Below are 25,006 nucleotides of genomic sequence, written 5' to 3' on the forward strand. Positions count from 1 at the left end.
CGCACGTGTTCATCGACGAGTCGAAGTCGAAGAACTACTACATCGCCGCTGCAGCCACCGGCCCAGCGACCGCACCAGACCTCGACCGTGCCATCCGGCAGCTCACCCGCCCAGGGCAACGACGCATCCACTTCAAAACCGAACGGGACTCCTCCCGCAAGACCATCCTCGCCAAGCTCGGAACTCTCGAGCTCGGGGTGCATGTGTACGTCGCGGAGGGACTACCCGACAAAGCCGCCAGGCCCCTGCTGCTCCAGGCCCTTGTCGCCGACCTTGCCGCGTCGGGATCGACCCGGCTGATGATCGAACGAGACGCATCTCTCGTCGACGCCGACCGCCGCACCATCCGTACCGCCCTCATCAGCAACAGCTACGCCCACGGCCTGGCGTATGAGCACAGGGCGCCGACGGACTACGCGATGCTGTGGGTCAGCGACGCGATCGCCTGGTGCTACCAAGCTGGCGGCGACTGGATACGACGCGCAGAACCACTGGTCACCGGAATCACACGGCTGGGTTAAATGCGCGAGCCTGGCTCGTCATACCGTCCGGAAGACTGCCAGGCCTACTTCTCAGGGCTACTGCCCCTCGCAAGAACGAGTCTAACGGGCTGATCCGTAGGAAGCCAGATCCCTGCGGATGGAGCCGGTAACAGCCCGTTCGCTCGCCCGTAGCGGGTGCCTCTCCGCATAGTTCTTACCGAGGCCTCCTTTTGTCTCGGCTGCGTTTGACGAACTGCCGAGCTCCGGAGTGATTCATGCGCCATCGTGCTTGTTCGATACTGACGTCGAATGTTCTGGCCACCGCGTCATCCGAAGTGTCCTTCCAGGCAAGTCGGAGTGCGGCTTCGTAGGGAATGAGCAGTTCTCCGGCGAGCCAAGTGGCTTCTTCTTCCTGATCAGCAGCAGAGCCGCAGGGGACTGCTGTCGATTTAGTTGACTCGACTTGTTTGGGGTTTTCAGGCCGCGTGAGCAGCCTGTGAGTTGATTATCTCGAACTCGATCGGGGTGAGCCTGCCGAGTCGTCGTTGTCGTCTTCTGCGGTGATAGGTCCGCTCGATCCAGGTCACGATGGCGAGCCGCAGTTCCTGCCTTGAACGCCACCGTTGACGGTTCAGGACGTTCTTTTGCAAGAGCGAAAAGAACGACTCCATCGCGGCGTTGTCAGCGCACGCGCCGACCCTGCCCATCGAACCGGTGATCCCGAATTCCTTCAGCTGCTCAACGAACTTCCTTGACCGAAATTGCGATCCTCGGTCCGAGTGCAGATACGTGTTGTCGACGTTCCGGAGCGAGACCGCATTGCGGAGCGCGGCCACGGCCAGCTCCGCGGTCATCCGCCCGTCGATCGAGTAGCCGACGATTCGGTTCGAATAGACGTCCTTGATCGCGCAAAGGTACAGCTTTCCTTCGTCTGTCCAATGCTCCGTGATGTCCGTCAACCACAGCTCGTCCAGACGGGTAGCGGTGAAGTCGCGGAGCACGAGGTCGTCATGAACGGGCGGGCCGGCTTTCCGGTTCAGGCCCCGCTTCTTCGAGTGCAGCGACCAGAGCCGCTGCTCCGAGCACAACCGCCACACGCGCCGCTCGGACGCCTTCAGGCCGGTCTCGGATTCGATCTCGTCAGAGATGAACCGATACCCGAACCCGGGGTCGTCGCGGTGCAGATCGATCGCGGCGTTCGTGAGGTGCGCGTTGTCCCAGTCGCGCTGCGACACAGGATTGGTGCGCCATTTAAAGAACGCTTGCTTGCTGAAGCGCAGCACCCGGCAGGTCACCGCGACGGGAACGCCGTCTGCGGCAAGGTCAAGGACCAGCGGGAACATCATTTGGGGAGTGACGCCTGCGACAGATAGGCGGCCGCTCTTCGCAGGATCTCGTTCTCTTGCTCGAGCAGCTTGATGCGTTTCTTCGCTTCGCGAAGCTCAGCCTGATCGGCCTGGGTCACGCCGGGTTTGATGCCGTCTTCGACGTCCGCGATCTTGAGCCAGCGTTGCAGGCACGACTCCGAGATTCCGAAATCTTTCGCGATCCGACTGACCGGGGCTTCGCCCCGCCGAGCGACTGCGACGACGTCGCGACGGAACTCCAATGGGAATGCTTTGGGCACGATGACCATCCTTCCGTGAGAACCGAAATCCTCACAGCGCAAGAGTCAACCAAACCGACAGCAGTCCCCATCAAGCAGGAGCAAGATCCGAATCCTGTGGTTCAGCGAGATGTTTTGTCGTTCATCGTGCCGGTCGGATCAGTAGACCCAAGACAAAATGGCGTTCTTGCCCGGCCGTGATTTGGTCTTGACCACCATCTGATGGTGAATGAGCGTCTTGTCGTCCATCCCAGGTCGACTCGTGCTGGAGAGCGGCGGGTCCATCAACCCCCTTGCCAGGGGCGAGGGTGGGCTGTGGAATCAGGGCACAGCCCACCCGCGTGCGGGGATGACGGGGGGGACTGGGCCGGCAACGATTGACCGACAGTCAATCGATTGGAGTCGAAGGCAGCGCTCGATGCGAGCTTCCGCAAGGCATAGGGGCCGCCGAAGGTTTCTTTAAGTGGTCCCTCTAAGCCGTCAGGAGTGACGGGCTACTGCGGGCTCTTAAACGTGAGGCGGCCGGAGAGGACGCCGAAGGCGACCTGCGTCAGCGACTGACGATGCTTGCGCGCATAAGTCCGCAACGCTGTGAACGCTGTGTCGGTATCGACATTGTCGCGGTTCGCGATCCAGCCTTTTGCCTGTTCGACCAGGACCCGGCTCTCCCGGGCCGCTTCCAACTGCGCTCGCGTTTCGGCACCCGCGTCAAGAGCTCTCTCCTGGAGCAAGGTAACCGTGGCGACATTCGTGAGAGCTCGAGCGGCGGCAAGATCGACGTCTTCAAACGCTCCAGGTGATCTGCGGAACAGGTTCAGGGAACCGAGAACTGTGGATTGCCGGCTCAAGGGCAGACAATGCACTGATGAATAGCCTGCGTCCAAGGACGCTTGAGCGAAGTGGGGCCACAGCAAGGTAGACGCTTTGAGGTCGGTCACCGCGATGGCGGTACCGGTGCGGGCCACTTCCATGCAGGGGCCCTCCCCGATCTCCAACTGCAAAAACTCCAACACGCCAGCGTGAGTACCAGTAAACGCTGTGATACGCGACTGTTCGTCTGAGTTCACGAGCATCACGCCGGCTGCGTCTGCCCCGAGCAGAGCCACGGATTCATCGACCAGAACCTGAAGACTGGAAGCACCTTCGCCGCCACGCATCCCGACGTCCATCAATGTCATGATCGCCTGAAGTAGGCGGTGTTCCCGATCGACAGGCTGCAACGTCACTCCAGAATCCGATGATTCGAAGTGGCTAGTCCTCTGCCCGCTCCAACGGCCGAAGGCCGCGTAGATCCACTTTACGAACCACGCCTGGGAACGCCGCAGACCCGGCAGGCTCGCGATCTCCATGGCGTCCCCACAGTCACGTGGCCATGCGCGCCTGTGCGGTCGCCGGCTGAGAAGCCCTCTTCCCGCCGCCGATGCCCCAAATGTGCCCCAGAAGCGCCCGGCCGGATTGTCGCCCCAACCGACGAAGAGCACGAAGCATGAAGTCAACGCCAGCTTTCAGGCAAGGACGTGGACGCCGCTACCTGGGGGGAACCCGCCAAGCCCACAAGCGTCAACTCTGCTGGCTGACCCTGCGAGGCTCTCGACGCTCGAATGCAACCGGTGTGACGGGCCCCAATCAATGCGCACTGACCTTTCCACGACTGGTGAAACGAGGGCACATTGCCCCGGGTTCACGTGGGACAGCACGTGGGCGTTGCTGGGTCCTCGCGGGAGAGTTGACCGCTTCCGGGAATCGCGGCGGCTACGCCGGCTGCGAGAGCGGTCAGCGCGGGCGGTATTCCGCCGCCATCGGGCAGTCGAAGGGGCGCCTGGCGGCGAGGCCGACGCGGTTGAGGTAGGCGATGACGGTGCCGAAGGCGCTCGGCAGGGACGCCTGCGTGTATGGCACCTTGTGCTCCTCGCAGTGCTCGCGCACCAGCTTCGATGCGGCCTTGAGGTGAGGGCGAGCCATGCTCGGGAAAAGGTGGTGCTCGACCTGGTAGTCGAGGCCGCCCATCGCGATCGTCATGAAGCGGCCGCCGGTGATGTTGCGCGACGTCATGACCTGCTTCGACAGGAAGTCGACACGGCTGGACTCGGGGATGATCGGCATGCCGATGTGGTTCGGCGCGAACGCGGAGCCCATGTAGAGGCCGAAGATCGCCAGCTGCACGCCGACGAACGCGAACGCCATGCCCACGGGCAGGAACCAGAAGATGAGGCCGAGGTACACGGTGAAGCGGGCGGTGACCATGGCAATCTCGTGCCAGCGCTTGTCGACCTTCTTGCGGCCGAAGAGTGTCTTGTACGACAGCAGGTGCAGGTTGACGCCTTCGAACAGCAGGATCGGGAAGAAGATGTAGCCCTGGCGCTGCGTGAACAGGCGCATCAGGCCCTTCTGCTTCACCGCGTCGCGCTCGAGGAACGACACCGTGTCGAAGTCGATGTCTGTGTCGCGGCCGACGGTGTTCGGGTTGCCGTGGTGCTTGGTGTGCTTCGAGGTCCACCAGGCGTAGCTCATCCCGACGACGCCGGACGCCAGGATCCGTCCCACCCGGTCCGAGGTGACGCCCGAGGCGAAGACCTGGCGGTGAGCCGTCTCGTGCGCGAGGAACGCGTACTGCGTGAAGATCAGGCCGATGCCCCCGGCGATGAGGAGCTGGAACCAGCTATCGCCGAGGAGGACCGAGCCGGTGACGGCTGCCGCCAGCAGGGCGGTGACCACGACGAACATCCCGATGTAGAAGCCGGTGCGGCGCTCCAGGAGACCTGCCTCGCGGACGCGGGCAAGGAGCGCGGTGTAGGTGCTGACCGGCTTGGACGTCTCGCCGGAGGTCGTGCCGCGGAAGCCCGCGGGTAGCTCGGCATGGTTCCGCACAGGTGGAGCGGACGTGCCGGGCAGAAGGGTGGGAGAGGCGGAGACAAGGACGGCGGTCATGAGGCGCTTTCGGCTGGGTGCGAGGGCCGTCTCAGTGCGCGGAGGGCGGATGCGCCAACGTCCAGGAGGGCCATGGAACGGAGTCGTTCCGAGTAACGAGGCCAAGGTCTGGGGCATCTGCTTGGAGGCTACCGGCGTCGCGGGAGGACCCAGTGAGCAATGAACGATCGGAACCATTTGCCGCGCTTATCGGCCAGCACGGTGGTGGTCAGGAGGCGGCGCCGCCTCCTGGATTCTCGCCGAAACGCTCCGCGTACGCCGCGGCGAAGCGGCCGAGGTTACCGAATCCCCAGTGGCGGGCGATGATCGCGACGTTGCCTGGCGACGATGTGGCAAGTTCGGTGTGAACGTAGTCGAGTCGGATGCCTCGCAGGTACCTGTTCGGGGTGTCCCCGAGGTGCTTCCGGAACCCCTCCTGGAGCGTTCGGATGCTGAGCCCGCATGCTGCGGCGATTGTCGTCGTGGTGATTGGCAGGTGGGCGTTGGCGTGCATGAATTCGACGGCCGTTTTCACGGCAGCGTTTTTCGGGTGATGGAGCGCCTCCGGGAGGGTGGGGCCTTGCGGCGGGTACATGCCGAGGAGCGCGATGGCTGCGATGCGGGTCATCTCGGCCTGCAGGATCGGGCTCGGGTCCGACTCCGCGTCCACGCGCGCGACCAGCGCGATGGTGTTTCGCCACGTCAGCACCGACGCGGGCGTCGGTGGATGGGTGTGATCTAGGTGTAGGGGCCCGGCGGCGGCGGCGAAGTGCTCGGAAGCGACCCGTTCGAGGAGGGGGCGGCGGAAGTGGACGAGCTGTTGGTGGGCGTTAGTGAAATCGAACGCGAACGGCCGATCGGTGGTGAAAATCATCGGTTGTCCGATACCGAGGAGGGTGTCGAGCCGGCCGACGTCGAAAAGCCCCTGGCCTGCAGCCATCCAGGAGATGACGTAGTCGTCGCCGGGTGCGATCGTCCCGGTGACGTGCCCGTCGAACCGGGTCGAGCGGAGCGTCATGTTGGTGGTGCCGCGGGCGGTATGCCGGTAGAAAAACGGTCGATCGCTTACCTCGGCGGCAAAAGAGGTGCCGTTGTAGCCGTTTTCGAACAGGTCGATGGCGGCGTCGATCGTTGCACCCTGGACTTCGATCCGGAGCGGATCGGCACTCGACGACACGACAGGATCATGACACACACCGGGCCACCGCACCCCAAGCTGCGTCTCGGGGTCGGTCGTTCAGTCGAAGGAGGGCATCTCCGCGAGGTCGTCGTCGAGTTGATAGACCGCCATCAGGAGTGCCGCTGCGGATCGGGCCTCCCGCGCAGGCGCTACCGCCTGGGTCAAGGCGGCCGTCACCTGCGCACCCTCGGCAAGCAACGCGATCGATGCGCCGACGCTGGCGGGCATGCCCGCCTTGATAGCAAGGTCGGTCACGAGACCCGCGAACACCTTTTTGTGGTGGGCGGCAGCCTCTACCACCCACGGGATCTCCGGCCCAAGTTCCGCGTACACGTTCACGAACGCGCACCCCTGGAACGTCGGCTCAGCGAACCATGCTTCCAGGAACGAGAACATCATCAGGATTTGGTCTCGCGGGTCACCGGCCGTGTTCATGGTCGCGACAAGATTGGCAGTCCATGTCTCGTGGCGGTACTGCAGGACAGCCTGCACGAGGGCGTCCTTCCCGGCGAAGACTTTGTCGAAGTCGGACCGTGTGACACGTGCAAGGTGGCCGACGGCATCGATGCTGGTCGTGGAGATTTGGCCCGCGGTGAAGAGTCGGTCGGCGCTTTTGATGAGTGCGTCCCGGTGAGAGGCATCCGCCACAAGCGTGGAGGTGTGGGACATGAGGCTCGATCCTGAACTTGTGGTTGCTCCGAACCCTAGGCGCTGAAAGCTGGACCCCAATCGATTCCTCCCGGAATACGGGCGTCGATGGGGTACGCCTGGCCGTTATACGCGGATACCCGTGGGGAACCGGTGTCGGGGTGGCGGCTACTTCTAGGGTCACAACTATCCGGCGGATGTCGGGTACGACGGGGCTTGCGCCCCACCAAGGAGACGACCCCCAATGAGCAGCACCACCCACACCGGAGGCCGCCACGTCGGAACCATCCCCGCAGTCCGCCTCGTTCCTCACGCGTCCCGTTACACGCCCCGCGGGCGTGTCGGGCTCATCACGGTCCCCCGTGTTCTTTCACGGCACTCCGCCACCGCGACGACCCTCGGGGCAGCGGCCGCCCTTGCCGGGACTTCCGCCACGGCCATCACGCTCATGCTCGGTCTCGGCCGCTGAACACACGAAACGCACGCATGACACATCACGAAGCCTCGTCCCTCACCCACGAACAGCTCGTCAGACAGGTGGAACCTTCCCGGACCCGGAGCTACTACTTGCGTAACCCCCACGTGGCACCGGTCCGGATAGGGGTGTACCCGAAGCGCCGCACCGGAGACGCAGCCATCGGCCTTCCCCAGATACCTGCCACCCCACCGGAACCGGTCAACGTGGCCGCGGCTGTCACGTACGCCGACTTCTTCCGACAGGACACCCAGATCGCCATCTGATCCCCCTACTCCTCCCCCGCGCCCATCACGGTCCGCCGCGATGAATCGGGCAGGCGTGTCGCACTGGTGCAGCGGTCGGACCACAGGTGAGCTCCGCCGCCCGCTAAGACTCGATGCCGCTTCGGAGGGTGCGTCCCGCCCGGGCTTCCAGGAGCTTGGCGACCATGAGCTCCCCATCCACAGGCCCGAACTCGGCCAATGCCTCCCGGTGCAGAGCCGCGACGAGCTGCGTCAGTGTCGCTGGTGTCCCCGCCCTAGCCGCGAGCCGGGTGATGGTGTCGAGTTCCTCCACGACCCGGTCCAGCCCAAACGTCGTCAGGTAGTTTCCCGCGAGCAGGGCTGGCGCGTGATCTTTCAGGAACACGCTTCCCCCGGCACTTCTCTCAAGGACCCGGCGGAGAGTCTCCGGATTCAGGCCAAGCTGCTGGCCGAGGAGCAGGGCTTCGGTGACGGCGACGGCCTGCCCGAACCAGAGCGTATTGGCCAGCAGTTTTGCGGTGTAACCCGCCGCCGCGTCCGGGCCAAGCACCTCCGTGGCGCCGGGAGCGCTGAGGCGTTCAAGGACAGGTCGGACACGGTCGAGCGCCCGGGTGTCGCCGGCCGCGTAGAAGCGGAGAGTCCCCGCGGCAGCATCCTTGGGGCTCCCACCCATAGGCGCCCCCACGAAACCGATCCCGGCCGACGACGCCGCTTTCGCGACCCGCCCGGCTATTTGCGGATCGTTGCTCGTGACGTCCAGCAGACATGTTCCTGGGTTCATCGCCGCGAGGAGACCGTCGGGTCCGGAGCATGCTGCCTCGAATTCGTTGGGGCCAGGTAACACGGTGACCACAATGTCGACGTTTTTTGCCACACTCTGCGCGCTGTTCATCACTGTGGCGCCACAAGCTTCCGCGGCTGTACACGCATCCGGGGCAACATCAAAGACGGCCACCGTGTCGGGGCGTCGAAGGAGTCTCAGCGCGATGGGGAGACCCATCCGCCCGAGGCCGATCACCCCGATTCGATCACTCACCGTGCCCTCATGCCTGAGCATCCAGTCAGCACGTCAGCCCTCGGCAAGCGGAGACACACCGGTGAGAGCTGCCGCCTTGTCCCAAAGGTGCCGGGCGGTGTCGCGGTTGCGGCTCAGCATGTTGGGATTGACCTGGCGCGGATTTCCCCGGACGTGACCAATGCTGCCGGGCCCGTAGAAAGCCCCCGATCGGGCGTTGGGTGAAGTAGCCGCGAGGAGCGTCGGCAACGCTCCACACTCGGCGTCTTGGCCAATGGTGCGCATCATGGCGCCGAGCACAGCAGCGTTTACGCTGCCGGCGTGGGTGTGCAGGTTCGTGTGGGAAAGCCCCGGGTGCGCTGCGATCGAACCCACGGTTGACCCGGCGCGGCGGAGCCGACGGTGCAACTCGAACGAGAACATCAGGTCGGCGAGTTTCGACTGCCCGTATGCAGGCCAGGCCCGGTAGGTGCGACGATCCCAGTTCAGGTCGTTGACGTTCATCGTCCCGAACCGGTGGGCAAGGCTCGGCAAGGTCACCACCCGGTCGCTGATTTTCGGCAGCAACAGTCCAGTGAGGGCGAAGGGTCCGAGGAAGTTTGTTCCGATTTGCGTCTCGAACCCGTCGACTGTGCGGCCCTCGGGCACCGCCATGACACCCGCGTTGTTCACCAGCACGTCGATCGGGCCGCACGCGTCAGCGAAATCCCGCACAGAAGACAGATCAGCAAGGTCGAGCTGCCGGACAGTGACGTGACCGCGCATTCGACTTGCCGCTAGGTCGCCTTTGTCCGTGTTGCGGCATGCAAGGATGACGCGCGCCCCGTGACCGGCCAGTTGCCTGGCCGTGACTTCGCCAAGCCCGCTATTGGCGCCCGTGACGACGATGGTCCGCCCCGTCTGGTCCAGAATGTTGGCTGTCGTCCACGAGCTCATTCCGCCACCCTAGGTTGCCCGCTGACCGCGGGCCCAGAATTCGATCACGCGGCCACGGGCTCCATGGACCGGAAGCGCTGAACCGGAGGGTGCACAACGTCTGATGTAAGAGGAACACCAGAGTTACTTGGTCAGGCGGTGTCCTTTCCAGCAGGCACAGTTGCGGTGGTCAAATGCAGCTCGGTAGAGCCGATCTGCTTCGTGGTCGAGCTGGGCGACTTCGGGATCTCGGGTGAAGTACCCGGCCATGAAGCGAGCTTCGTAAATATGCCGTTCGTGCTCGGTCAGTTCCCACGGGTTGATGCTTTCGGCAGGGTCCTCGTACTCGGGGGGTGCGTCTTCGTCGGTGGGTGGTGGCGGGGTTTCCTCTTCCGCCCATGAGGTCGAGTCCATGCGTCACTCTCCTACCGTCTCGTCGTCGGACGCTCCCGAAGCGGCAACTCGGGTGATCTGGTCGGGGCGGAATCCGCCCCAGTGGTCGTGCTCCGAAACCACGATGACAGGGGCGGTGAGGTACCCCAGCTCCTTGACATACTCCAGGGCCGCGTCGCTCTCGGTCACGTCGATGACTTGGTATGCAAGGCCCTTCGCATCCAGCGCCCGGTAGGACATCTTGCACTGCATGCAATTCGGCTTCGAATAGACGGTAATCATCCTGGCGACCCCCTTAGGTCAATTCTTCTCGGTTCTTCACCTCCCCCTTACGTTCTGAGCGCGGGGATTGAGGGCATTCGTAAGCTCTCGGCCACGCCAGGAGTGCTGGGCATGGCTGTGCTCCCCCTGCCACCTCTGGATGGCTCAACGTGATTGGCCACCCAGCGCTCCGCATCGACTCGACCGCTAATTGAGAAATGCGAACCGATCGCTTTGTAAGGACACGACGGCGTGGTCGCTGCTTGGCCCCAACTCACAACGACGAGAGAAGGACACATCGTGAGGCAGCTCTGGGCCGGAATCGACGCCGGCAAAACACACCACCACTGCGTCGTCATCAACGAGGACGGCACCCGGCTGTTCTCGAAACGGTTCGCCAACGACGAAACCGAGATCCTCGGCGTCCTCGCTGAGGTCCTCGAACTCGCCGCCGACCACGCAATGACGTGGGCGACGGACCTAAGCCAAGGTGGCGCCGCTCTTTTTATCGCGCTTCTCGCCGGCCACGGGCAGAACCTGCTCTACATCCCAGGCCGGACCATTCACCAAGCAGCTCTGAGCTACCGCGGCGACGGTAAGACCGATGCGAAGGACGCCGGGATCATCGCGGACCAAGCACGGATGCGCCGCGACCTGCAACCGATGGGCATAAATGACCAGGTCGCGGCCGAACTGCGACTCCTAGCCGCTCATCGCGCCGACCTCGTGGCCGACAAGACTAGGACAATAAACCGAATGCGGGTCACATTGCTGGAGTACTTTCCAGCCCTCGAAGCGGCTTTCGACTACGCGCACCGCGAAGGACCTCTAGCCCTCCTCACCAAGTACCAAACCCCGACCGCGCTCCGCCGAGCGGGAGTCGCACGCATCACTGCCTGGCTCAAAAAGCAGGGTCATCGGAAAGCCGGGCCCGTTGCGCAAATAGCCGTCGACGCGGCGAAAGGGCAGCGAACTGCCGTCCCCCTTCAGGAGGTCGCTGCCACAATCGTCGCCCGTCTCGCCTATGAAGTGCAGCGCCTCGAGACGCGAATCGAAGAGGTCGACGCTGAAATTCAGCAACGTTTAGACCAGCACCAGAACGCGAAAATTTTGCTCAGTATTCCGGGGTTTGGTCCGCTGTTAGCTGCCGAGTTCATCGGCGCAACCGGCGACATGAGCCGATTCGAAACCGCTGACAGGCTCGCGGGTGTCGCCGGTGTCGCTCCTGTTCCTCGTGACTCTGGCAAGATCAGCGGCAACCTGCACCGCCCCAAAAGATACGACAGGAGGCTCCTTCGCGCCTGCTTCATCTCCGCCCAGGTAGCGGCCCGATGGAACCCAGAATCTCGTGCTTACTACGAACGCAAGCGAGCTGAGAGCAAGAACCACAAGCAGGCGGTCCTTTGCCTCGCGAGGCGACGAATTAACGTCATCTGGGCCCTCCTGCGAGACGGTGCTGAATACCGCGTGACCACTACCCCGAGCCACAATCGCGGCGCCGCGGCGACGAGCACCGTCTAGAAGCAAGTCCCGTCATCGACGCACACCACGTCGCAACACCTATCTACAGGTCGACCGGCACGATGACCTAGCACGCGCTCGTTGCGTCCCGCACGATCCCCCGCTAGACAGAGGTCATGCCCTCTACGAATCCTCCGGAATCGACGACTAGTTCTGGCACTGCACCTCGACGGCGATGGTTCCCGTCCGTCCAACTCGGCTTGATTGTCATGGTCGTTCTGATTGGCGCGAGCGCTCTGCTGAATTCAAGCCACTTGTCCGACACTTTTGGCAGCGCGGCCGGAGCAGGAATCCGTATCGTGGCGACCGTCTTATGGGTTCTCGGCTTCGTGCTTGCGGTCATCGGATATGTCCTCGGTAAGAGACTTGGAGTCCTACTCCCACAGCCGAGGAACGAATTGGCAAAACTCGCACCCATGGACCGGAAAGACCTCTGGCGGCGTTTTGTCAAAAGGCAAGAACTCGGTGCGCACGACATCGAGCTGTTGAAAGCTTGGAAAGCTGAGGTGCGGCGGCAGAACCGTTCGGCAGTCTGGAGTGTTGCGGGGATGGTGATTGGCCTCGGGGGCGCGAGCCTGGCGTTTCCAGGCATCGTCGGAGTCATCCTCCCGGCAGCGTTCGGTTTTCTTGCCCTGTTCTTGATCGTCATTAGCTGGATCGAACGGAGACGACTTAGTTACATTCCATGACCGCGTGCATGGTTCTCGGGGCATTGACAAACACATTGAGATTCACGTCTTTTTTGCCGTGATTCTCAATCAGGTTTGTCAAGCCGAAACAGGGGCTCGGATCGGTTCTGATCTGTCACTCCCTCCCATTCGTTTTTTTTCGCCTGGAAGGTACGAAGTACCGGCAGGGCCGCAGGCGGGAGGGCAACCCGGAGGGTGACGGAGGAGAGATTGTTGGCGCGAAATAAGGGAGCGCAGCGACCGCGTGCCGGCAATGTCGGAGGAGGCAGCGGCTTGCCGCTTGCGCGGACGGTGAAGGCCCGTATGCTGCCGAAGGCTTCCAGGCGAAAAAGCGCGCAGCGCAGCAACACGGCGCCGGCCGAAGGCAGGCGACCGATGGCGTTCGGCGTCTGCGTAACTGTGCTCCCTGTTCCGTTAGCTGAACACCTAGGGTTCAGCTATGTATCCATGCGTTTGTTGCGGCTACTTGACGCTGTCTGAGGAACCCGGCAGCTACGACATCTGCTCCATTTGCTTCTGGGAAGACGACGAAACTCAGCTCATATGGCCTGAAACAGGCGGCGGGCCAACAAGGTTTCTCTGGTGGAGGCACAACAGAACTACGAGAAATTGGGCGTAAGCGAACCGCACCTCCGCCAGTTCGTCCGACCCCCGACCCCAGGTGAGAGTCGAGACCCTGGCTGGCGCCCTATCGATATGCAGCTAGACGATTTCGAGAGTCAGCAAAGGTTGCCCTGGCCAGAAGACGGAACTGTCCTCTATTGGTGGCGCCCAACTTCGCAGGTCTCACGAGGCGACTAGCACTCGATCTTCTAGCTTTGCAGCTGGTAAGTCGTAAGTGGTCCCGTCCCTCGCGATGGCCCAAAGGGGCTGCCACGGACGGAAACCGGCGACGCGGGAGGCGTCGTCTCGCTGGCTGAGGATCAACAAAACGTTGTTGAGGCTGTACGCGTGGAACGCCTGCGCGAAGTCGAGAAACGCCGTCCACCGGTCGGAATCGCGCAAGCTCTCGACCTGGGTGGCGATCGACGCGTGGAGGGCCTCGGCTTGGGCTTCTTTCTCCTCGATCGTCTTGGCGGGCTTGCGGGTGGCGGGCTTCTTGGTGCAAGTGGCAATGGTCGTCATGGTCTTGGCTCCTTGGTCTGGATCGGTGAGGATGGAAGGCGGGAGAGGGCAATTACTGGTTGTCCCCTCCCACCTGGTGTCACTCGCTGTCGTCGCGGGTGAGGGTGTCCACGAACGTCACCCGGTCCTGACCGGTGACGACTTGCGTGTTGTGGAGCGAGTAGCGGACCCGGGCCAGAGCGTCCAAGTCCTCTTCTCGCGCGACCAGCTGCCGCATCCGCTGGGGTCCCTCCTCGTCTCGGGTCGTGATCGTCGTGATGACGGTGGTGATTTTCTGCATGTGCTCTTCCTCTCCCTTTCGTTCTTTTTGCCGCGAAGGCACGAAGTGTCGAGTAGGAGGGCCGGGAGCTGTGCAACCCGAAAGGGCGGTAGAGGAGAGAAGTTCGGCCGAAATAAGGGAGCGCAGCGACCGCGGCCGCACTTGTCGGGGGAACCGGTGGCGCAGCCACTTGAACCGCTCCCGGACCGACGTACGATGCCGCAGGCTTCACGGCAACAAGAACAAGGCCCGAAGGGCCAGACAGGGCAGCTCTGCTGCTCCATGGGAGCGCAGCGACCTGCCGGCACGGCCCGCTCCGACCACCCGCAGGGTCGATGCAACAGACTGGGGGCATGGCCAGAGAATGGGACCCCGAACAGCACACGTTCGCGGACAGCTCCCCAATAGCCCCGACCCGGCCGAAGGTCCTCGCTGCCGCCACCCGGTTGTTCTACGACGAACGTGTGCGGACGGTCGGTGTCGACCGGCTCGTCGCCGAGGCGCAGGTAACGAAGAACACCTTCTACAAACACTTCGGCTCCCGCGACAGCCTCGTCCAGGAGTACATCGACCTGCTCTGCGCGAAAGACCAGCAAGCCCTGGCCGGCGCGGTCAAGACGGGCACCACAGCGAGGGGCGTCATCGACGCAGTCGTGGAGTTGGTAGCCGGGGAGATTCTGGCCCCAGGGTATCGAGGGTCCGCTCTACTGAACGCCGCCTCCGCCTACCCGGACCGCAGTCACCCGGTGCGGGTCCGGATCAACGCTCACACAGCTAGCCAAAGGGCCGCATTCGAGGCCGGCTTGCAGTGCGCAGGCCAAACGGTTGCCTCTCAGCTCGCAGCAACCCTCTCCCTGATGGTCGTCGGAACCCACGGTGCAGCGTCTCTCGGGGACCGCGACGAAGCCGTTACTTCGGCGCTCGGCGACCCAGGACAGTCGCGGGACGCTCGGAGGCCAAGACCAGCAAAGATGTCAAGGCTATGGCCCCAGTTCCTCCAAACCTCCGGCTGCGGGATCGAAAGTCACCTTGGCGAGACATGGTCGGGCGAGAAGTTAGTGAGTGTCGTAGATGTCGCGGCGGTGGCCAAGGGTGACGACGACAACCAGGAGGACGTCGTCCTGGATTGTGTAGATGATGCGGAAGTTCCCCACTCGCACCCGAAGCCCTGGCCGACCCTGCAAGGCTTTAGCGCCAGGCGGCCTGGGGTCGTGCCCGAGAAGAGCGATGGCGCCTTGAATGCGGCGGGCGTCTTGAGGGTCGATTTTACGGAGCGCTTTGACTGCGGCGGGACGCAGCTCGATGCGGTAGCTAGTCATTCCCAGCCAAGGTCGGCCTTGACCTGATCCCAGGGAATGTTCGGCCCCTCCTCGGCCATGGCGTCATCAAACGCGTGGATGTCCTCGACGTCTTCGAGGGCGTCCATCAACCGGTCGTACTGCTCCGGGCTGATCAAGACCGCGGCCGGTTTCCCGTGCCGTTCCAAAAACACCGCCTCCGTATGCGAGGTCTCAATCACTTCGGGCAACTTGCCCCGGGCATCACTGACACTGATCGTCGACATACCCTAAGCGTACAAAACACGGTGCGTTTTGTACAGTGGCTAAAACTGTACGCGGCTCGCATCGCGACAGCACCGTGCAGTGCTACTTCGTCAAACGTGATGACAAGCCGGTTATGTGGCGTCGGTGAGGATGCGATCTGCCGCGGCCACGGCACGCAACTTGGTGAGAGCTCCTGTCATCCTGGACTTCACCGTTCCTACCGGCACACCCAAGCGGGCAGCGATCTCGGTCTGAGTGTGATCGCCAAAGTACGTCAACTCAATCACCTCGCGCTGCAGCACAGTCAGCTGGGTGAGAGACAGTCGGACATCGTGGCGGGCGGCCCAGTCGTCGTGAATCCGGCCAAGCGCCGCAGTGCCGTGGTGGAGGTCATGAGTGCCAGCAAGGACTGTATAGGTGCGGTAGGTTTCGGACGCTCGGACCCGGTCGATTGCCCGGGACCGCGCCAACCGGTAGAGGTACCCTCTCGCGGTGCCGCGGTCAGGGTGAAATCGGTCCGGATGAGTCCATAGCTCCAAGAAAATATCTTGGACGACTTCCTCCGTCTGAGCCGGGTCGCGAAGAATGCGAAGCACCGCGGCGAATAAACGTTCCCGCCATCCCCGGTACAACGCTTCAAACGCCGTCTCATCGCCAGCAGCTAGTGCCACCAGAAGGTCGGCGGGATCGTCTAGGGATTGGTGGTGTGACGTGACTGGGGTCGGGGACATGACGGTTCTCGCTTGCAGAAAGGTATCGGCGAGCGGCTGATCCCAGATGACAGCCGTCCGTGGAATGAAACGGGGAACGGGGGCTTACGCGACCGTGTCGAGGTGCCGGCCAAGGACAGCAGGCCAAGTGATCTCCGAGATGCTCATGCCGGAAGAACTCGAAATGGCGTAGGTGTTGTTCACGGCAACCAGTTCCCCATGACCAACGACAAGAGCGCCGATGGTCTCGGCGATCTGCCACCGGTTTGCGGCAGTGGCCGACAACCGGATGACCCGACCCTCCACGTCCCCGGACAGAGTGTGCCCGGGTGCGGGAAGGACAGTCAGTGGCTGAAACAGCACGGGTGACACGGTCACGGTTAGTCCGATCATTCAACCGAAGGGACGCACACCTGTTCGGGGAGGTGAGACGCTGTTTTCGGATCTCCTCGGCAGTCAGGAGCGACCCTTCACCACCGGCGACGCCAAGCGAAAAAGAATTCGGGTCAGTGTCGCTGAGGGGGCAACATCGCCGGTGGGGGAGTGAACACGATCCTACGTGTCCCCCGAAGTGCTGACACCCGATCGGGGACCCCCAGAACGGGGCACGAGCGCAACCTGCGTGTGCGAGGGGGTCCTTTCACGACGAACGACCAGAACCGGTCCACTTCTGCGCGGGTTACCGGTCGAAGCCTTCGTCGGCCATCTCGGTCGTCCACACCAGAAGACCCCACCGCTCGTGACCCTGGCTCGTGTGGCCGGCTGTCCGCGTCAACGCCATGTGCTCACCCGGAGCCTCGTGATCGACAGGCTCGCCCCTGCCGCCACTTCTAGGTCACGCCGGCTTCGCATGGCCCCCATCCGCCATTCGCGCCGTGGTGACCGTGCGCGACGTGAGCGCAGCACAATAATGCGAGCAGTGTCGGCCGCGAACGAGCGGCCCGCTAGCGGTGGGGAAGAGGCGCCGGTTCGGATCGGTCCTCTAGCGCCCGGGTGCGGTGCCGGCGGTGGGGGTGGTGCTGGTGTCGACCCGGGCGGCGAGGGCGACTTTGTATCCGGTGGTAATGCTCCCGGTCACGGTGGCCAGTTGTAGGACGCCGGAGTCGTCGCTGAAGACGTTGTCCGTGGCGAGGCTCACCTGGGCCAGGTTCTGGCTGGAGCCAGCATAGTTCGACAGGGCGTACACCTTGTCGCACACCCCTGCGGGCAGGGCGACCTGGGACGTGGCGATCGCGGTGGTGGAGTCGGTGATCGCCGCCGCTTTCGGGTACACCTCGAAGTGGATGTGCGGCCACCGGCCCGTGTAGCAGGCCGGGAAGATTGACGTGAAGGTGACGGCGCCGTCGGAGTCAGCAACCTGCACTCCGCGAAGGTAGGTTTCCTCGGTGATGCCGTCGGAGTACATCGAGTACCCGCCGGCGGCGTCGCAATGCCACACATACACGGCAACACCCTCGAACGGCACGTCGCCGTTCGCCTGGTCATGGATCGTCAGCGTGAGTGTCATCGGCGCACCCGAAGCGGTGGCGCCACCGCCAAGGCTTGACCGGATGTCGCTACGGATGATCCCGGAGCGCTCGAGCACGTCGGCGCCGTTGGACCCGTCTCCCGGGTACGGGCCCGCGGTCTCGTCCGGGATTTGGTCTGCGGGGACCGTGACCGATGCATCCGCGGTCGCAGACGACGTGGGCGTGGGTGTCGCTGTTGCTGTTGCTGTCCCAGTGGCGGAGGCCGTCGGGGCTGTCGTGCCGGTTGCCGTCGTGCACGCAGCCAGAGTCGCAGCCCCCATACCCAATCCCAGGATGCTCAGCGCACCGCGCCTACTGACCAGGGTTCCCAGGTCGAAAGCGATGCCCTGATCGACAACCTCCTCGTGAGTGCGCGTCAGAGGACGCCCCTCATAGAAAGGGCCGTCGGGGGTGTGGTCGGGTTCCGGGATGCGGGGCATGGTCACCTTCTCGTCTTGGCCAGGATCACGAGCATCACCAGACAGGCTTTCGGACACCAATGAGAAAGCCATGAGATCTCGGTCACGGGCAAACGGAACCAAGCACGTAGAGTGCCGCGCTGACACGCGTCGACTGTCCATCGCTGCGATCAAGACGTGGACCGGGTGGTGCCACGGTCAGGACGGTTCAGGACACCACCCGGCGTACGCATTCTCCCAGCTATGTCGCCCCGAGTGTTCCGTTTCCTCGCTGGTCAGGAACGGATCATGCACTCAATTCCGAACCCAGAACGGCCGCGCCCGCTTCTGCGAAGAAGTCCGCGTAACAGGGTTCGTTGTCACCTTGATGGGAGAGGCGGGATCGTTCCTGCAGAGACCCCGCCACACTCAACCGGTCGCTCCGTTCCTGCGGGAAGGAACTGCGACCATACCGTTTCGGGTAAGGGTGGATGCGTACCGGTGTGGCGCCGGGAGCGCGGAGATAGCTGCTCATACGGCGTTTGCGTCGATCAGATCGTTCAACTCGGCCACGCTGAGAGGCTGCGTGTCCGCGGAATCGAACTCCTGGCTCACGCGATCACCTCTAGCCACGCAAGAGCTGCGGCGATGATCTCAGTCGAGGCTGACAGCGTCGACACTGCGACAACCCACAGCGTGTGTTCCCGATGTACCTGGCGGACTTCGGAAAAGGGCGAGGACACTTTTTCGGCACGCGAAAGCGTCATGAGTTCAACTCGTTTCTGGCCCCTGCGAGCCTGAGATCAAACGGTGGAGCAAACGGTTCCGCCGTGAATCGGGACCAGGTCATCGCCGTGAATCGAAGACTTGTTCTCATTATGAGCCAGGAGGCTAGAAAATCTAACGATGTCTGGAAGGTGGTCGTTTTGCGGATGCCAGCCCCGCGGTCGTGACCCGGTCAGACGGAGACGAGGCCGTAAGCGGCAGAGGACGCGGCCGTAAGTGGAAGATTTCCGTGACGGATTCAAGCGGCGCCAAGCACCGAGTCGTGGAACCAGTTCCCGTGAGGCCTACGGATGAGAACTCACAAGGGAAGCAGCAGCTACCCGACCAGCACGACTCTTACCTCCGGCGGCGACGTGAACGCCGTCACCGAACACTCCGTCGGCTCTGAAAAGGACATCATCGATGTTGCCGCGATTGCTCCATCCGGCGAGGAGAACGAGCCCCTCCGACTGTCATCGACACTGCTCCCCCCGGTTTACATCACCGCTGATAATATTTATTATGTCAAGTAGATGGCTTGGGCATTCCAATGAGAAGATCCGGCCTCGTCCACGAGGTTCCCACGTGGTTGCAAAGCGATAGGGATTCCTCGAAGGAAATCGTGATGCCTCGAGACCTGGCGAGCTGGTCCGGGTCAGCGCTGCCGCGAACCAGTTACCGCCTTTGCAACCGCAACTCTCGACGGGCCACATTAGGTACGGTCGCGCGTATTTCGATCGTCTACTCAACGAACACGACATTGACCCGGAAGGTTGGCCTGTCTCCAACCCACCTGTAGCCCAGACTGGCGACCAGAACCGCCCGCCGGAGACAGTTTTATGGCACCACACCCACCGTTGCTCGTACCCGTTTTGGGGTCTACACCGCGCGAATTGGAACATTTATTGTGACGAGGTGATCATCCTAGATCTCCGACAGAGACGCGCGGGGCCCGCAAACACCGGGCGCCAATAGTGCCGTTTTCTCTGTCTTCCGCACCCCGATCTACGGGATCGGAATCTTTACGTTCAGGCGTTGAGCGAGGAATGGTGGCCACCGTCGGGGTCGTTGCTGTCCTCCTGATGCTTCTTGCCCTTCCAGATTTTGCATCCGACCACCTCTCCCTCTCGTCTCCCCTGGTGGTCTTGGCATTGTGCCTCGCCATGGTCCAGGTGTTAGGTGTGGTTTTTTCGCTTGCCCTGGGCGAGAAGCAGGCTCGTCTTTGGCTATGGATATCGGTCGCCGCCTACGTCGTTCTTCTCGGGGTGGAACCGTTCATCCTCCTTCAACCTCTTCGAGCTGGCTCGACGCCCTGGCTGCTGGCGGTGTCGTTGATCGCCTTCGCCGCCACGACCCTCGCGGAACCGCGCCTTCTTCGCGCTGGTCTCGTCTGCGCAGGGATAGACATTGCGCTCTTTGCCACGTATGCCGGGCGCGTCTCGATCAGTCACAGCATCATCGACGCGATCGGGCTTGGACTCATTGCTGTGGCTTTGATCGCAGGTGTGAAAGGTCTCCGGTCTAGGGCGGACCGGGCCGACCTTGCAGAAAGCGCTGCGCAACTGTTGTTCGAGAACCAGCAACGTCAGACTGCGATGGAGGCCGAACGTGTACACACGGATGCCATCCTTCACGATTCCCTCCTGGCCAGCCTCCTTGCCGCCGCAGGGCACGAAGCACCGGACCGTGCCAGCCGAATGGCCGAATCCGCGCTCGACATCATTACCCGGAACAGCGATCACCCGGTGATGCAACCGGCCACCACCAATTTAGGGCGTGCCCTGATGGCCGATGCAGAGATGAGCCGCCTGCGTGGACTGACCTTGATCAAGGTCGTTCTGGCAGGCCAGGTCGAGCTCCCCACAGACGTCGCAACTGCACTCGTGTCTGCGGCGGGACAAGCGGTGACGAACAGTGTCAAGCACGCCGGACCCGCCGCCCTGTGCACCGTCGCAGTGACCGCTCTCGATAGCGGCGGGACAAGCATCATCATCACCGACGACGGTGCCGGCTTTGACCTTGCCCACATGGACCAGCAACGCCTCGGCGTTCGGGTATCCATCCTGGAACGCGTCCGCCAAGCAGGCGGCCACGCGAACATCTCCTCTTCACCCGGTAACGGCACCCAGGTTTACCTGGAATGGCGACCCTTGACCCTTGAGTCGGCAACGACGCTACCGCCCGCTCTGACGCGCCTCAGTCTGATCCCTCGGCGTCAGCTTTCCCGCATCCTAACCGCCGTCATCGTTATGACGATCCTGACAGCGATTTCCGAAACCACCCTGTTCTCTAGGGCCATCGGACCGGTCGTCGCCGCCGTCCTAGGTCTTATCATTTTGCCCGCCGTAGTACGCGGCGCCAGGACAGGAACTATGCGCGCCCGCACCTCATGGGCCATCGGCGCGGTGGGATTGGCGCTCTGCGCAACCGCGACGATCGGCCTGGACCCGGCGTCGGTCGACTGCGTCTCGATCTACTGGTATACCTGCGGCATCCTCGGCGGCGCAGTCATGATGTGGATGAGCGGACGCAAAGCGGTGCCCATCATGGTCGTCTCGTGTCAAGTCGCCCAAATCTCTTTCTGGGCCGGGCCAACCGGCGCTATCCGACTGGGTCTTGCAGCAGAAATTGTCCTCGTCATCGCTGGCCTCATCATGCACCGCGCCATCCGACGCATCAACATCGCAGCTGAAGTCGCCGCGGCTAAGCACCGCGACCTCACGATCAGGCAGGCAGAAATCGCCGCATTCCACCTCGAACGCCAACAGCGGCTGCAACACGCAGCCGCCACCGCCGAGCCCATGCTCCGGCTCATCATCTCGTGCGCCGGCCAGATCGGTGCTCTAGCCCGAGCGGAATGCCGTGTCCTCGAGCAGGCACTTCGCGATGAGATCCGTGGACGCAGCCTCCTAAATGACGCCATCCGCAACGTCGTCTCTGACCACCGGCGGCGAGGAGCGTACGTACAAATCCTTGACGACGGGGGGCTGGAGGACATAGACCCCCACACTCGAGAAGATCTCCTCAACGACACCGCCCGGCGCATCAAGGACCTGCAATCCACTCGGATCGTGATCCGAACGGGCCAGCCCGACTCCGAAACCGCCATCACCATCGTGGCCACCACCACCGACGAAACAGCCGTCGCGCTCGGCCTCGACAGCGATGACGACATCGACCTCTGGGCCACCATCCCTCGCCCTAGCACCGTCACCCTCGCCGCCTAACAAACCGCCCTGTTCTGCCACCTCAAGTCGGCGCGAGATGGGCTGGACTTCAGGCGGGTTCGTCGCAGCGAATCCGGACGTTCCACGAGCCGAACTTTCCTGCCCACATGGGTTCTTCCGCCGCAGGAACGGGTTCAAGCTCAAGGATGCTGGCCCAGTTCTGACAAGTCGCGATGTTCCCGAACCCGTCCACCCCACCAAACGACCCCGCCGTATCTTCCAACCACAACACCGGCGGCAGACGGTGCGACCTTCCGAAATCAGCCAACGCCGTGATCACCGCATCCATATCCATCCGAGAACCCCTTCGTTGTTTACGCGCCTACGAGCATCGGTACCGGTCGTCTCTGACCGGCAGCACGCGATGCGCTCGCACCCTCTTCTGGTGGACGATAAACCACACCTGAAGCGCGGGTCCAACTCAACTATCCCGGCTCGTTCTGGGGGTGCGTCACTGGGTTGCCTGCGGGTTGACTGATGTCATACCGCTTTGCTCTGGAGTGCGGCAAATGGACACGGGAAGAAGGTATGGCGGTGGTGCGGAAAGCGGCACCGGTGATGCGGCCGGTCATGAAAGCAAAAACGCGCGCCATCCACTCCGATACTGGTATCCCCCGCCCAATTGACACTGGTCCTTGCCGCACGCCGGGCCCCTACCCCGACCGGGTGCTCCTTCTCGGAAACGGTGCTCTTGCCGGGTGGGGTGTCCACCGTCATGACGACGCGATCCCTGGACACCTGGCTCGTGCGTTGACTACCCGCACCCACCACCCAGCCGAAGTTCATCTGCTGATGGATCACACCATCACCATCACCACCATCTCGACCCTGCTGGCAGACGTGGATGTGGCTGCCTTCGATGCAATCGTCGTAGTGTGCGGCGCTAGCGACGCCCTCCAATTCCTCCCGCCACACCAATGGGACACCGCGGTAAACAATTTGACGCGGACCCTGATGACCGCGACTCCGGAACCAACCGAGATCATCATTGTCGGTATCCAGCCGCCCAGCACCGTGCCCGTGTTCAAGCTCACGCCAGGCGGCACTGTCGATCAACAAGCCGCCCTGTTCAACACCCTGACAAGGAAATACTGCACCGGCCGCGTTCGCTTCCTTAACCCACCGCGCCTGTCCATCATCGGACCCAAACCTGCACCCGAGTCCACTGTGGAAACGGAAGAGCAACGCGTCTCAGACGGGTACCGCACCTGGGCTGAAACCATCGCGGACCAGATCGTGTCCACACGGCCTCGCAACCCCGCCACACTACATTGAGCTCCGGCGCAGACTGATCGTCGCCCATCTAGGCACGGACACAGCAGACAACGGGTATATCTGGTCCAAACCCTCGGTCGGGGGTGTTACGCCCAAGAATGGACACCGCGATTGACAACCGTTTCCGCCAACCCACCGCTGCTGTCGCTGGTATATGCCAGCACCGCCACGTCTGAATTCTCGGGCCCTGATCTCGAGGCCCTGCTTCGTCACAGTCGCGCCGCGAATGAGGCAGACGGAGTCACGGGAATGTTGTTATACCGACGGGGCCGCTTCCTGCAGTTACTCGAGGGACCGAGCACCGCCGTACGGGGAAAAATGACCAAAATCCACCACGATCTTCGCCACGCCAACGTCCGCACCCTGCTGGAAGAAAACGTCCCGGAACGACAGTTCCCTGAATGGACGATGGGCTACGCCACCGAAGACGCTCTGGAACAGGTCGATATCCCGGGATACCGGACCACTTTCGATGATCTGGACATGATCCCTGAAACCGGTAACGACCTCGGGCCCACCGTGAGTGCCCTCCGCGAACTGATCTGGTGGTTCCGGATGAACTCAGACACCGTCCAAGCATGATCTCCACCACCGTCTACGTCAGCACCCTGCACGAGGAACTCAGCACCGACGAACTTGCCGAGCTGCTGGCGACAAGCCGGGCCAGCAACACCCGCGATGGGATCTCGGGAATGCTGACTGTCCGGGGGCGTGACGTCATGCAGGTCCTCGAAGGCGACGCGGAGAATGTGCGTGACCTTTACGCCCGGATCAGCCGAGACCCACGACATAGCAACGTGGTCACCGTGTGGACCAGCACTCACATAGAACGCCGCTACCCGAACTGGTCGATGGGGTTCGACGACCTCAGAACCGAGCCCCCAGCGGAAACCCCCGGAGGTTGGCCCACACCTGACCTCGCTACATTCCCGGCACGTAGTTTCCAGCTAGATGGCGCAAGCGATTACGTGGGTCGGCGGGCGCATGTTGCTCGTCGCGCCTTATTCAGCGGGAACCGTCTAATGACCACCCTCGGCATCATCCTTGATGGACACCGGCCCGAGACCACCCTTGAGCCCGGCGGCGTCATTAAAACTCGCTGTTCCGAATGCCGGGTCTTCCCCGGCACGGACGGGGACGCTTACCCGTGTTCGACGGCGAAGAACGCTATCTGGGCGCTGGAATCCGCGTTACCTATCGTCCGAAACTAAGCCGCCACCCAGCCAAACGCCGTCTCGATCAGCCATCACGATCTGTTTCAGGTAACGCCCGGCCGATCGTTAATGGAGAACAACGGTCGGCGTCAGCTAGGAGCTCACCTGGCGTCTGTGGGATCTTGGGGCAGGCGCGGTCAATGTCACGACAATGGTTCGGGATGCATTGGTGGTCAGGTTGTTACTCGTCGCCCCGGTGTAGGACGTTCTGCGTTCCCCCGCGGGGAGACTGATGAGTCGTTCGCGTGTGCCGTGCCCGTCATGGCCGAGGACACCAACGCGAACGCGTCGCCGGAAAAGGACAGCACACAGTTCGGGTTGGCGGTCATCGCGGAAGCGGCAGCCACCCTTTCCGGAAACCCGGCCCTCGTCGACGCTACAGAAGAGGACCTAAGGGACACCGTCGACGAGCTCATCGATGAACGCCTGACCCACGGGCAAGGGTAAGTCGAGTCTCTCGCCACTGCCAGCGGATCCATCACCGCTGGCCTCTCCCGTAGCCGCCTCCCCGGACCACCCCGTCGATGACATCCTCGGACGTACCGCCGGCTCGTATTGGCAAAGCAACGGCTCGCCTCTGGGGATGGCTCGGGGCCCAAGGAGCTCGCCAACAACTAACCGGACGGTGTTTATCGCTGCGGGCG

28 protein-coding genes and 2 pseudogenes are annotated in these 25,006 nt (G+C 62.9%); 12 read left to right on the plus strand and 18 right to left on the minus strand.

The annotated features are described in order from the left end of the window. The first annotated feature begins 5 nt into the window (after positions 1-5). Positions 6-521 (plus strand): hypothetical protein, encoded by a 516-nt coding sequence (locus tag AC07TY_RS15370; RefSeq protein ID WP_494785876.1) that lies wholly within the window; start codon positions 6-8, stop codon positions 519-521. 175 nt (positions 522-696) lie between these two features. Here the strand turns inward: AC07TY_RS15370 and AC07TY_RS15375 are convergent, their stop codons facing one another. The 6 genes from AC07TY_RS15375 to AC07TY_RS15400 all read right to left on the minus strand — a co-directional run bounded on the left by AC07TY_RS15375 (position 697) and on the right by AC07TY_RS15400 (position 6,844). After that, positions 697-975 carry an ImmA/IrrE family metallo-endopeptidase gene (locus AC07TY_RS15375; protein ID WP_494785917.1) on the minus strand — a complete coding sequence of 93 codons (279 nt, stop codon included), beginning with the start codon at positions 973-975 and terminating at the stop codon, positions 697-699. Continuing rightward, a protein-coding gene (locus tag AC07TY_RS15380) for an IS3 family transposase (RefSeq protein WP_494785877.1) occupies positions 959-2,109 on the minus strand; the annotation gives its coding sequence in 2 pieces (ribosomal slippage) (positions 959-1,842 and positions 1,842-2,109; 1,152 coding nt in all). The genes AC07TY_RS15375 and AC07TY_RS15380 overlap by 17 nt, the downstream gene beginning before the upstream one ends. Before the next feature lie 473 nt (positions 2,110-2,582). Then, complete coding sequence (locus AC07TY_RS15385; RefSeq protein WP_494785878.1) at positions 2,583-3,314, minus strand: ANTAR domain-containing protein; 732 nt, start codon at positions 3,312-3,314, stop codon at positions 2,583-2,585. Between the two features lie 547 nt (positions 3,315-3,861). After that, a complete protein-coding gene (locus AC07TY_RS15390; protein ID WP_494785879.1) occupies positions 3,862-5,016 on the minus strand; it encodes a fatty acid desaturase family protein in 1,155 nt (384 codons plus the stop codon). 208 nt (positions 5,017-5,224) lie between these two features. Continuing rightward, positions 5,225-6,172 carry a helix-turn-helix transcriptional regulator gene (locus tag AC07TY_RS15395; RefSeq protein ID WP_494785880.1) on the minus strand — a complete coding sequence of 316 codons (948 nt, stop codon included), beginning with the start codon at positions 6,170-6,172 and terminating at the stop codon, positions 5,225-5,227. A gap of 60 nt (positions 6,173-6,232) precedes the next feature. After that, positions 6,233-6,844, minus strand: a complete 612-nt coding sequence (locus AC07TY_RS15400; RefSeq protein ID WP_494785881.1) for a TetR/AcrR family transcriptional regulator — start codon at positions 6,842-6,844, stop codon at positions 6,233-6,235. A gap of 223 nt (positions 6,845-7,067) precedes the next feature. Between AC07TY_RS15400 and AC07TY_RS15405 the strand changes: the two genes are divergently transcribed. Next, on the plus strand, positions 7,068-7,292 hold the full coding sequence (locus AC07TY_RS15405; protein WP_494785882.1) for a hypothetical protein: 225 nt from the start codon (positions 7,068-7,070) through the stop codon (positions 7,290-7,292). A gap of 375 nt (positions 7,293-7,667) precedes the next feature. On the opposite strand, the gene AC07TY_RS15410 is transcribed toward AC07TY_RS15405, so the two are convergent. The 4 genes from AC07TY_RS15410 to nrdH form a co-directional block, all read right to left on the minus strand. After that, positions 7,668-8,579 (minus strand): NAD(P)-dependent oxidoreductase, encoded by a 912-nt coding sequence (locus AC07TY_RS15410; protein WP_494785883.1) that lies wholly within the window; start codon positions 8,577-8,579, stop codon positions 7,668-7,670. A 33-nt stretch (positions 8,580-8,612) separates the two neighbouring features. Next, on the minus strand, positions 8,613-9,494 hold the full coding sequence (locus AC07TY_RS15415; RefSeq protein ID WP_494785884.1) for an oxidoreductase: 882 nt from the start codon (positions 9,492-9,494) through the stop codon (positions 8,613-8,615). Positions 9,495-9,617: 123 nt separating this feature from the next. Beyond that, the gene (locus tag AC07TY_RS15420; RefSeq protein WP_494785885.1) at positions 9,618-9,887 is read right to left on the minus strand and encodes a hypothetical protein; all 270 of its coding nucleotides are present in this window, start codon (positions 9,885-9,887) and stop codon (positions 9,618-9,620) included. A 3-nt stretch (positions 9,888-9,890) separates the two neighbouring features. Beyond that, complete coding sequence (nrdH, locus tag AC07TY_RS15425; RefSeq protein ID WP_494785886.1) at positions 9,891-10,148, minus strand: glutaredoxin-like protein NrdH; 258 nt, start codon at positions 10,146-10,148, stop codon at positions 9,891-9,893. A 279-nt stretch (positions 10,149-10,427) separates the two neighbouring features. On the opposite strand from nrdH, the gene AC07TY_RS15430 reads away from it, so the two are divergent. From AC07TY_RS15430 to AC07TY_RS15440, 3 genes and pseudogenes are all read left to right on the plus strand, one after another. Then, a complete protein-coding gene (locus AC07TY_RS15430; protein ID WP_494785887.1) occupies positions 10,428-11,648 on the plus strand; it encodes an IS110 family RNA-guided transposase in 1,221 nt (406 codons plus the stop codon). Between the two features lie 209 nt (positions 11,649-11,857). After that, positions 11,858-12,337: a hypothetical protein gene (locus AC07TY_RS15435; protein ID WP_494785888.1), complete on the plus strand. Its 480-nt coding sequence runs from the start codon at positions 11,858-11,860 to the stop codon at positions 12,335-12,337. A 439-nt stretch (positions 12,338-12,776) separates the two neighbouring features. Further along, positions 12,777-13,138: pseudogene (locus AC07TY_RS15440) on the plus strand (CPCC family cysteine-rich protein). On the opposite strand, the gene AC07TY_RS15445 reads toward AC07TY_RS15440, so the two are convergent. Together AC07TY_RS15445 and AC07TY_RS15450 are read right to left on the minus strand one after the other, a co-directional pair. Continuing rightward, positions 13,124-13,462 carry a hypothetical protein gene (locus AC07TY_RS15445; protein ID WP_494785889.1) on the minus strand — a complete coding sequence of 113 codons (339 nt, stop codon included), beginning with the start codon at positions 13,460-13,462 and terminating at the stop codon, positions 13,124-13,126. The pseudogene AC07TY_RS15440 and the gene AC07TY_RS15445 sit on opposite strands and share 15 nt — an antisense overlap. 79 nt (positions 13,463-13,541) lie before the next feature. Next, the gene (locus AC07TY_RS15450) at positions 13,542-13,742 is read right to left on the minus strand and encodes a hypothetical protein (RefSeq protein ID WP_494785890.1); all 201 of its coding nucleotides are present in this window, start codon (positions 13,740-13,742) and stop codon (positions 13,542-13,544) included. A gap of 332 nt (positions 13,743-14,074) precedes the next feature. Here AC07TY_RS15450 and AC07TY_RS15455 point away from each other — a divergent pair. Beyond that, positions 14,075-14,272 (plus strand): annotated as a pseudogene (locus AC07TY_RS15455) (TetR/AcrR family transcriptional regulator); the annotation flags it as partial. Between the two features lie 504 nt (positions 14,273-14,776). On the opposite strand, the gene AC07TY_RS15460 reads toward AC07TY_RS15455, so the two are convergent. From AC07TY_RS15460 to AC07TY_RS15480, 5 genes are all read right to left on the minus strand, one after another. Next, the gene (locus AC07TY_RS15460; RefSeq protein ID WP_494785918.1) at positions 14,777-15,040 is read right to left on the minus strand and encodes a type II toxin-antitoxin system RelE family toxin; all 264 of its coding nucleotides are present in this window, start codon (positions 15,038-15,040) and stop codon (positions 14,777-14,779) included. Continuing rightward, entirely contained in the window at positions 15,037-15,285 is a 249-nt protein-coding gene (locus AC07TY_RS15465; RefSeq protein ID WP_494785891.1) for a type II toxin-antitoxin system Phd/YefM family antitoxin, read from the minus strand. Before AC07TY_RS15465 ends, AC07TY_RS15460 begins: the two co-directional genes overlap by 4 nt. Positions 15,286-15,396: 111 nt before the next feature. Beyond that, positions 15,397-15,996: a sigma-70 family RNA polymerase sigma factor gene (locus AC07TY_RS15470; RefSeq protein WP_494785892.1), complete on the minus strand. Its 600-nt coding sequence runs from the start codon at positions 15,994-15,996 to the stop codon at positions 15,397-15,399. Positions 15,997-16,957: 961 nt separating this feature from the next. Next, on the minus strand, positions 16,958-17,923 hold the full coding sequence (locus AC07TY_RS15475; protein WP_494785893.1) for a dioxygenase family protein: 966 nt from the start codon (positions 17,921-17,923) through the stop codon (positions 16,958-16,960). Positions 17,924-18,492: 569 nt separating this feature from the next. Next, positions 18,493-18,648, minus strand: coding sequence for a hypothetical protein (locus AC07TY_RS15480; RefSeq protein ID WP_494785894.1), 156 nt, complete (start codon positions 18,646-18,648; stop codon positions 18,493-18,495). 309 nt (positions 18,649-18,957) lie between these two features. Here AC07TY_RS15480 and AC07TY_RS15485 point away from each other — a divergent pair, with 309 nt between their 5' ends. Further along, on the plus strand, positions 18,958-19,179 hold the full coding sequence (locus tag AC07TY_RS15485) for a hypothetical protein (RefSeq protein WP_494785895.1): 222 nt from the start codon (positions 18,958-18,960) through the stop codon (positions 19,177-19,179). A gap of 513 nt (positions 19,180-19,692) precedes the next feature. Beyond that, on the plus strand, positions 19,693-21,873 hold the full coding sequence (locus tag AC07TY_RS15490) for a sensor histidine kinase (RefSeq protein ID WP_494785896.1): 2,181 nt from the start codon (positions 19,693-19,695) through the stop codon (positions 21,871-21,873). Between the two features lie 49 nt (positions 21,874-21,922). Here the strand turns inward: AC07TY_RS15490 and AC07TY_RS15495 are convergent, their stop codons facing one another. Beyond that, positions 21,923-22,168 carry a hypothetical protein gene (locus tag AC07TY_RS15495; protein WP_494785897.1) on the minus strand — a complete coding sequence of 82 codons (246 nt, stop codon included), beginning with the start codon at positions 22,166-22,168 and terminating at the stop codon, positions 21,923-21,925. A 182-nt stretch (positions 22,169-22,350) separates the two neighbouring features. Between AC07TY_RS15495 and AC07TY_RS15500 the strand changes: the two genes are divergently transcribed. From AC07TY_RS15500 to AC07TY_RS15515, 4 genes are all read left to right on the plus strand, one after another. Beyond that, positions 22,351-23,148, plus strand: a complete 798-nt coding sequence (locus AC07TY_RS15500) for an SGNH/GDSL hydrolase family protein (protein WP_494785898.1) — start codon at positions 22,351-22,353, stop codon at positions 23,146-23,148. 111 nt (positions 23,149-23,259) lie between these two features. Beyond that, positions 23,260-23,730, plus strand: coding sequence for a BLUF domain-containing protein (locus AC07TY_RS15505; protein ID WP_494785899.1), 471 nt, complete (start codon positions 23,260-23,262; stop codon positions 23,728-23,730). Further along, the gene (locus AC07TY_RS15510) at positions 23,727-24,359 is read left to right on the plus strand and encodes a BLUF domain-containing protein (protein WP_494785900.1); all 633 of its coding nucleotides are present in this window, start codon (positions 23,727-23,729) and stop codon (positions 24,357-24,359) included. The genes AC07TY_RS15505 and AC07TY_RS15510 overlap by 4 nt, the downstream gene beginning before the upstream one ends. Positions 24,360-24,623: 264 nt before the next feature. Continuing rightward, positions 24,624-24,809 (plus strand): hypothetical protein, encoded by a 186-nt coding sequence (locus AC07TY_RS15515; protein WP_494785901.1) that lies wholly within the window; start codon positions 24,624-24,626, stop codon positions 24,807-24,809. Positions 24,810-25,006: the final 197 nt, after the last annotated feature.

It is taken from the genome of Frondihabitans sp. GW821-FHT04F02 (genome assembly GCF_059420045.1).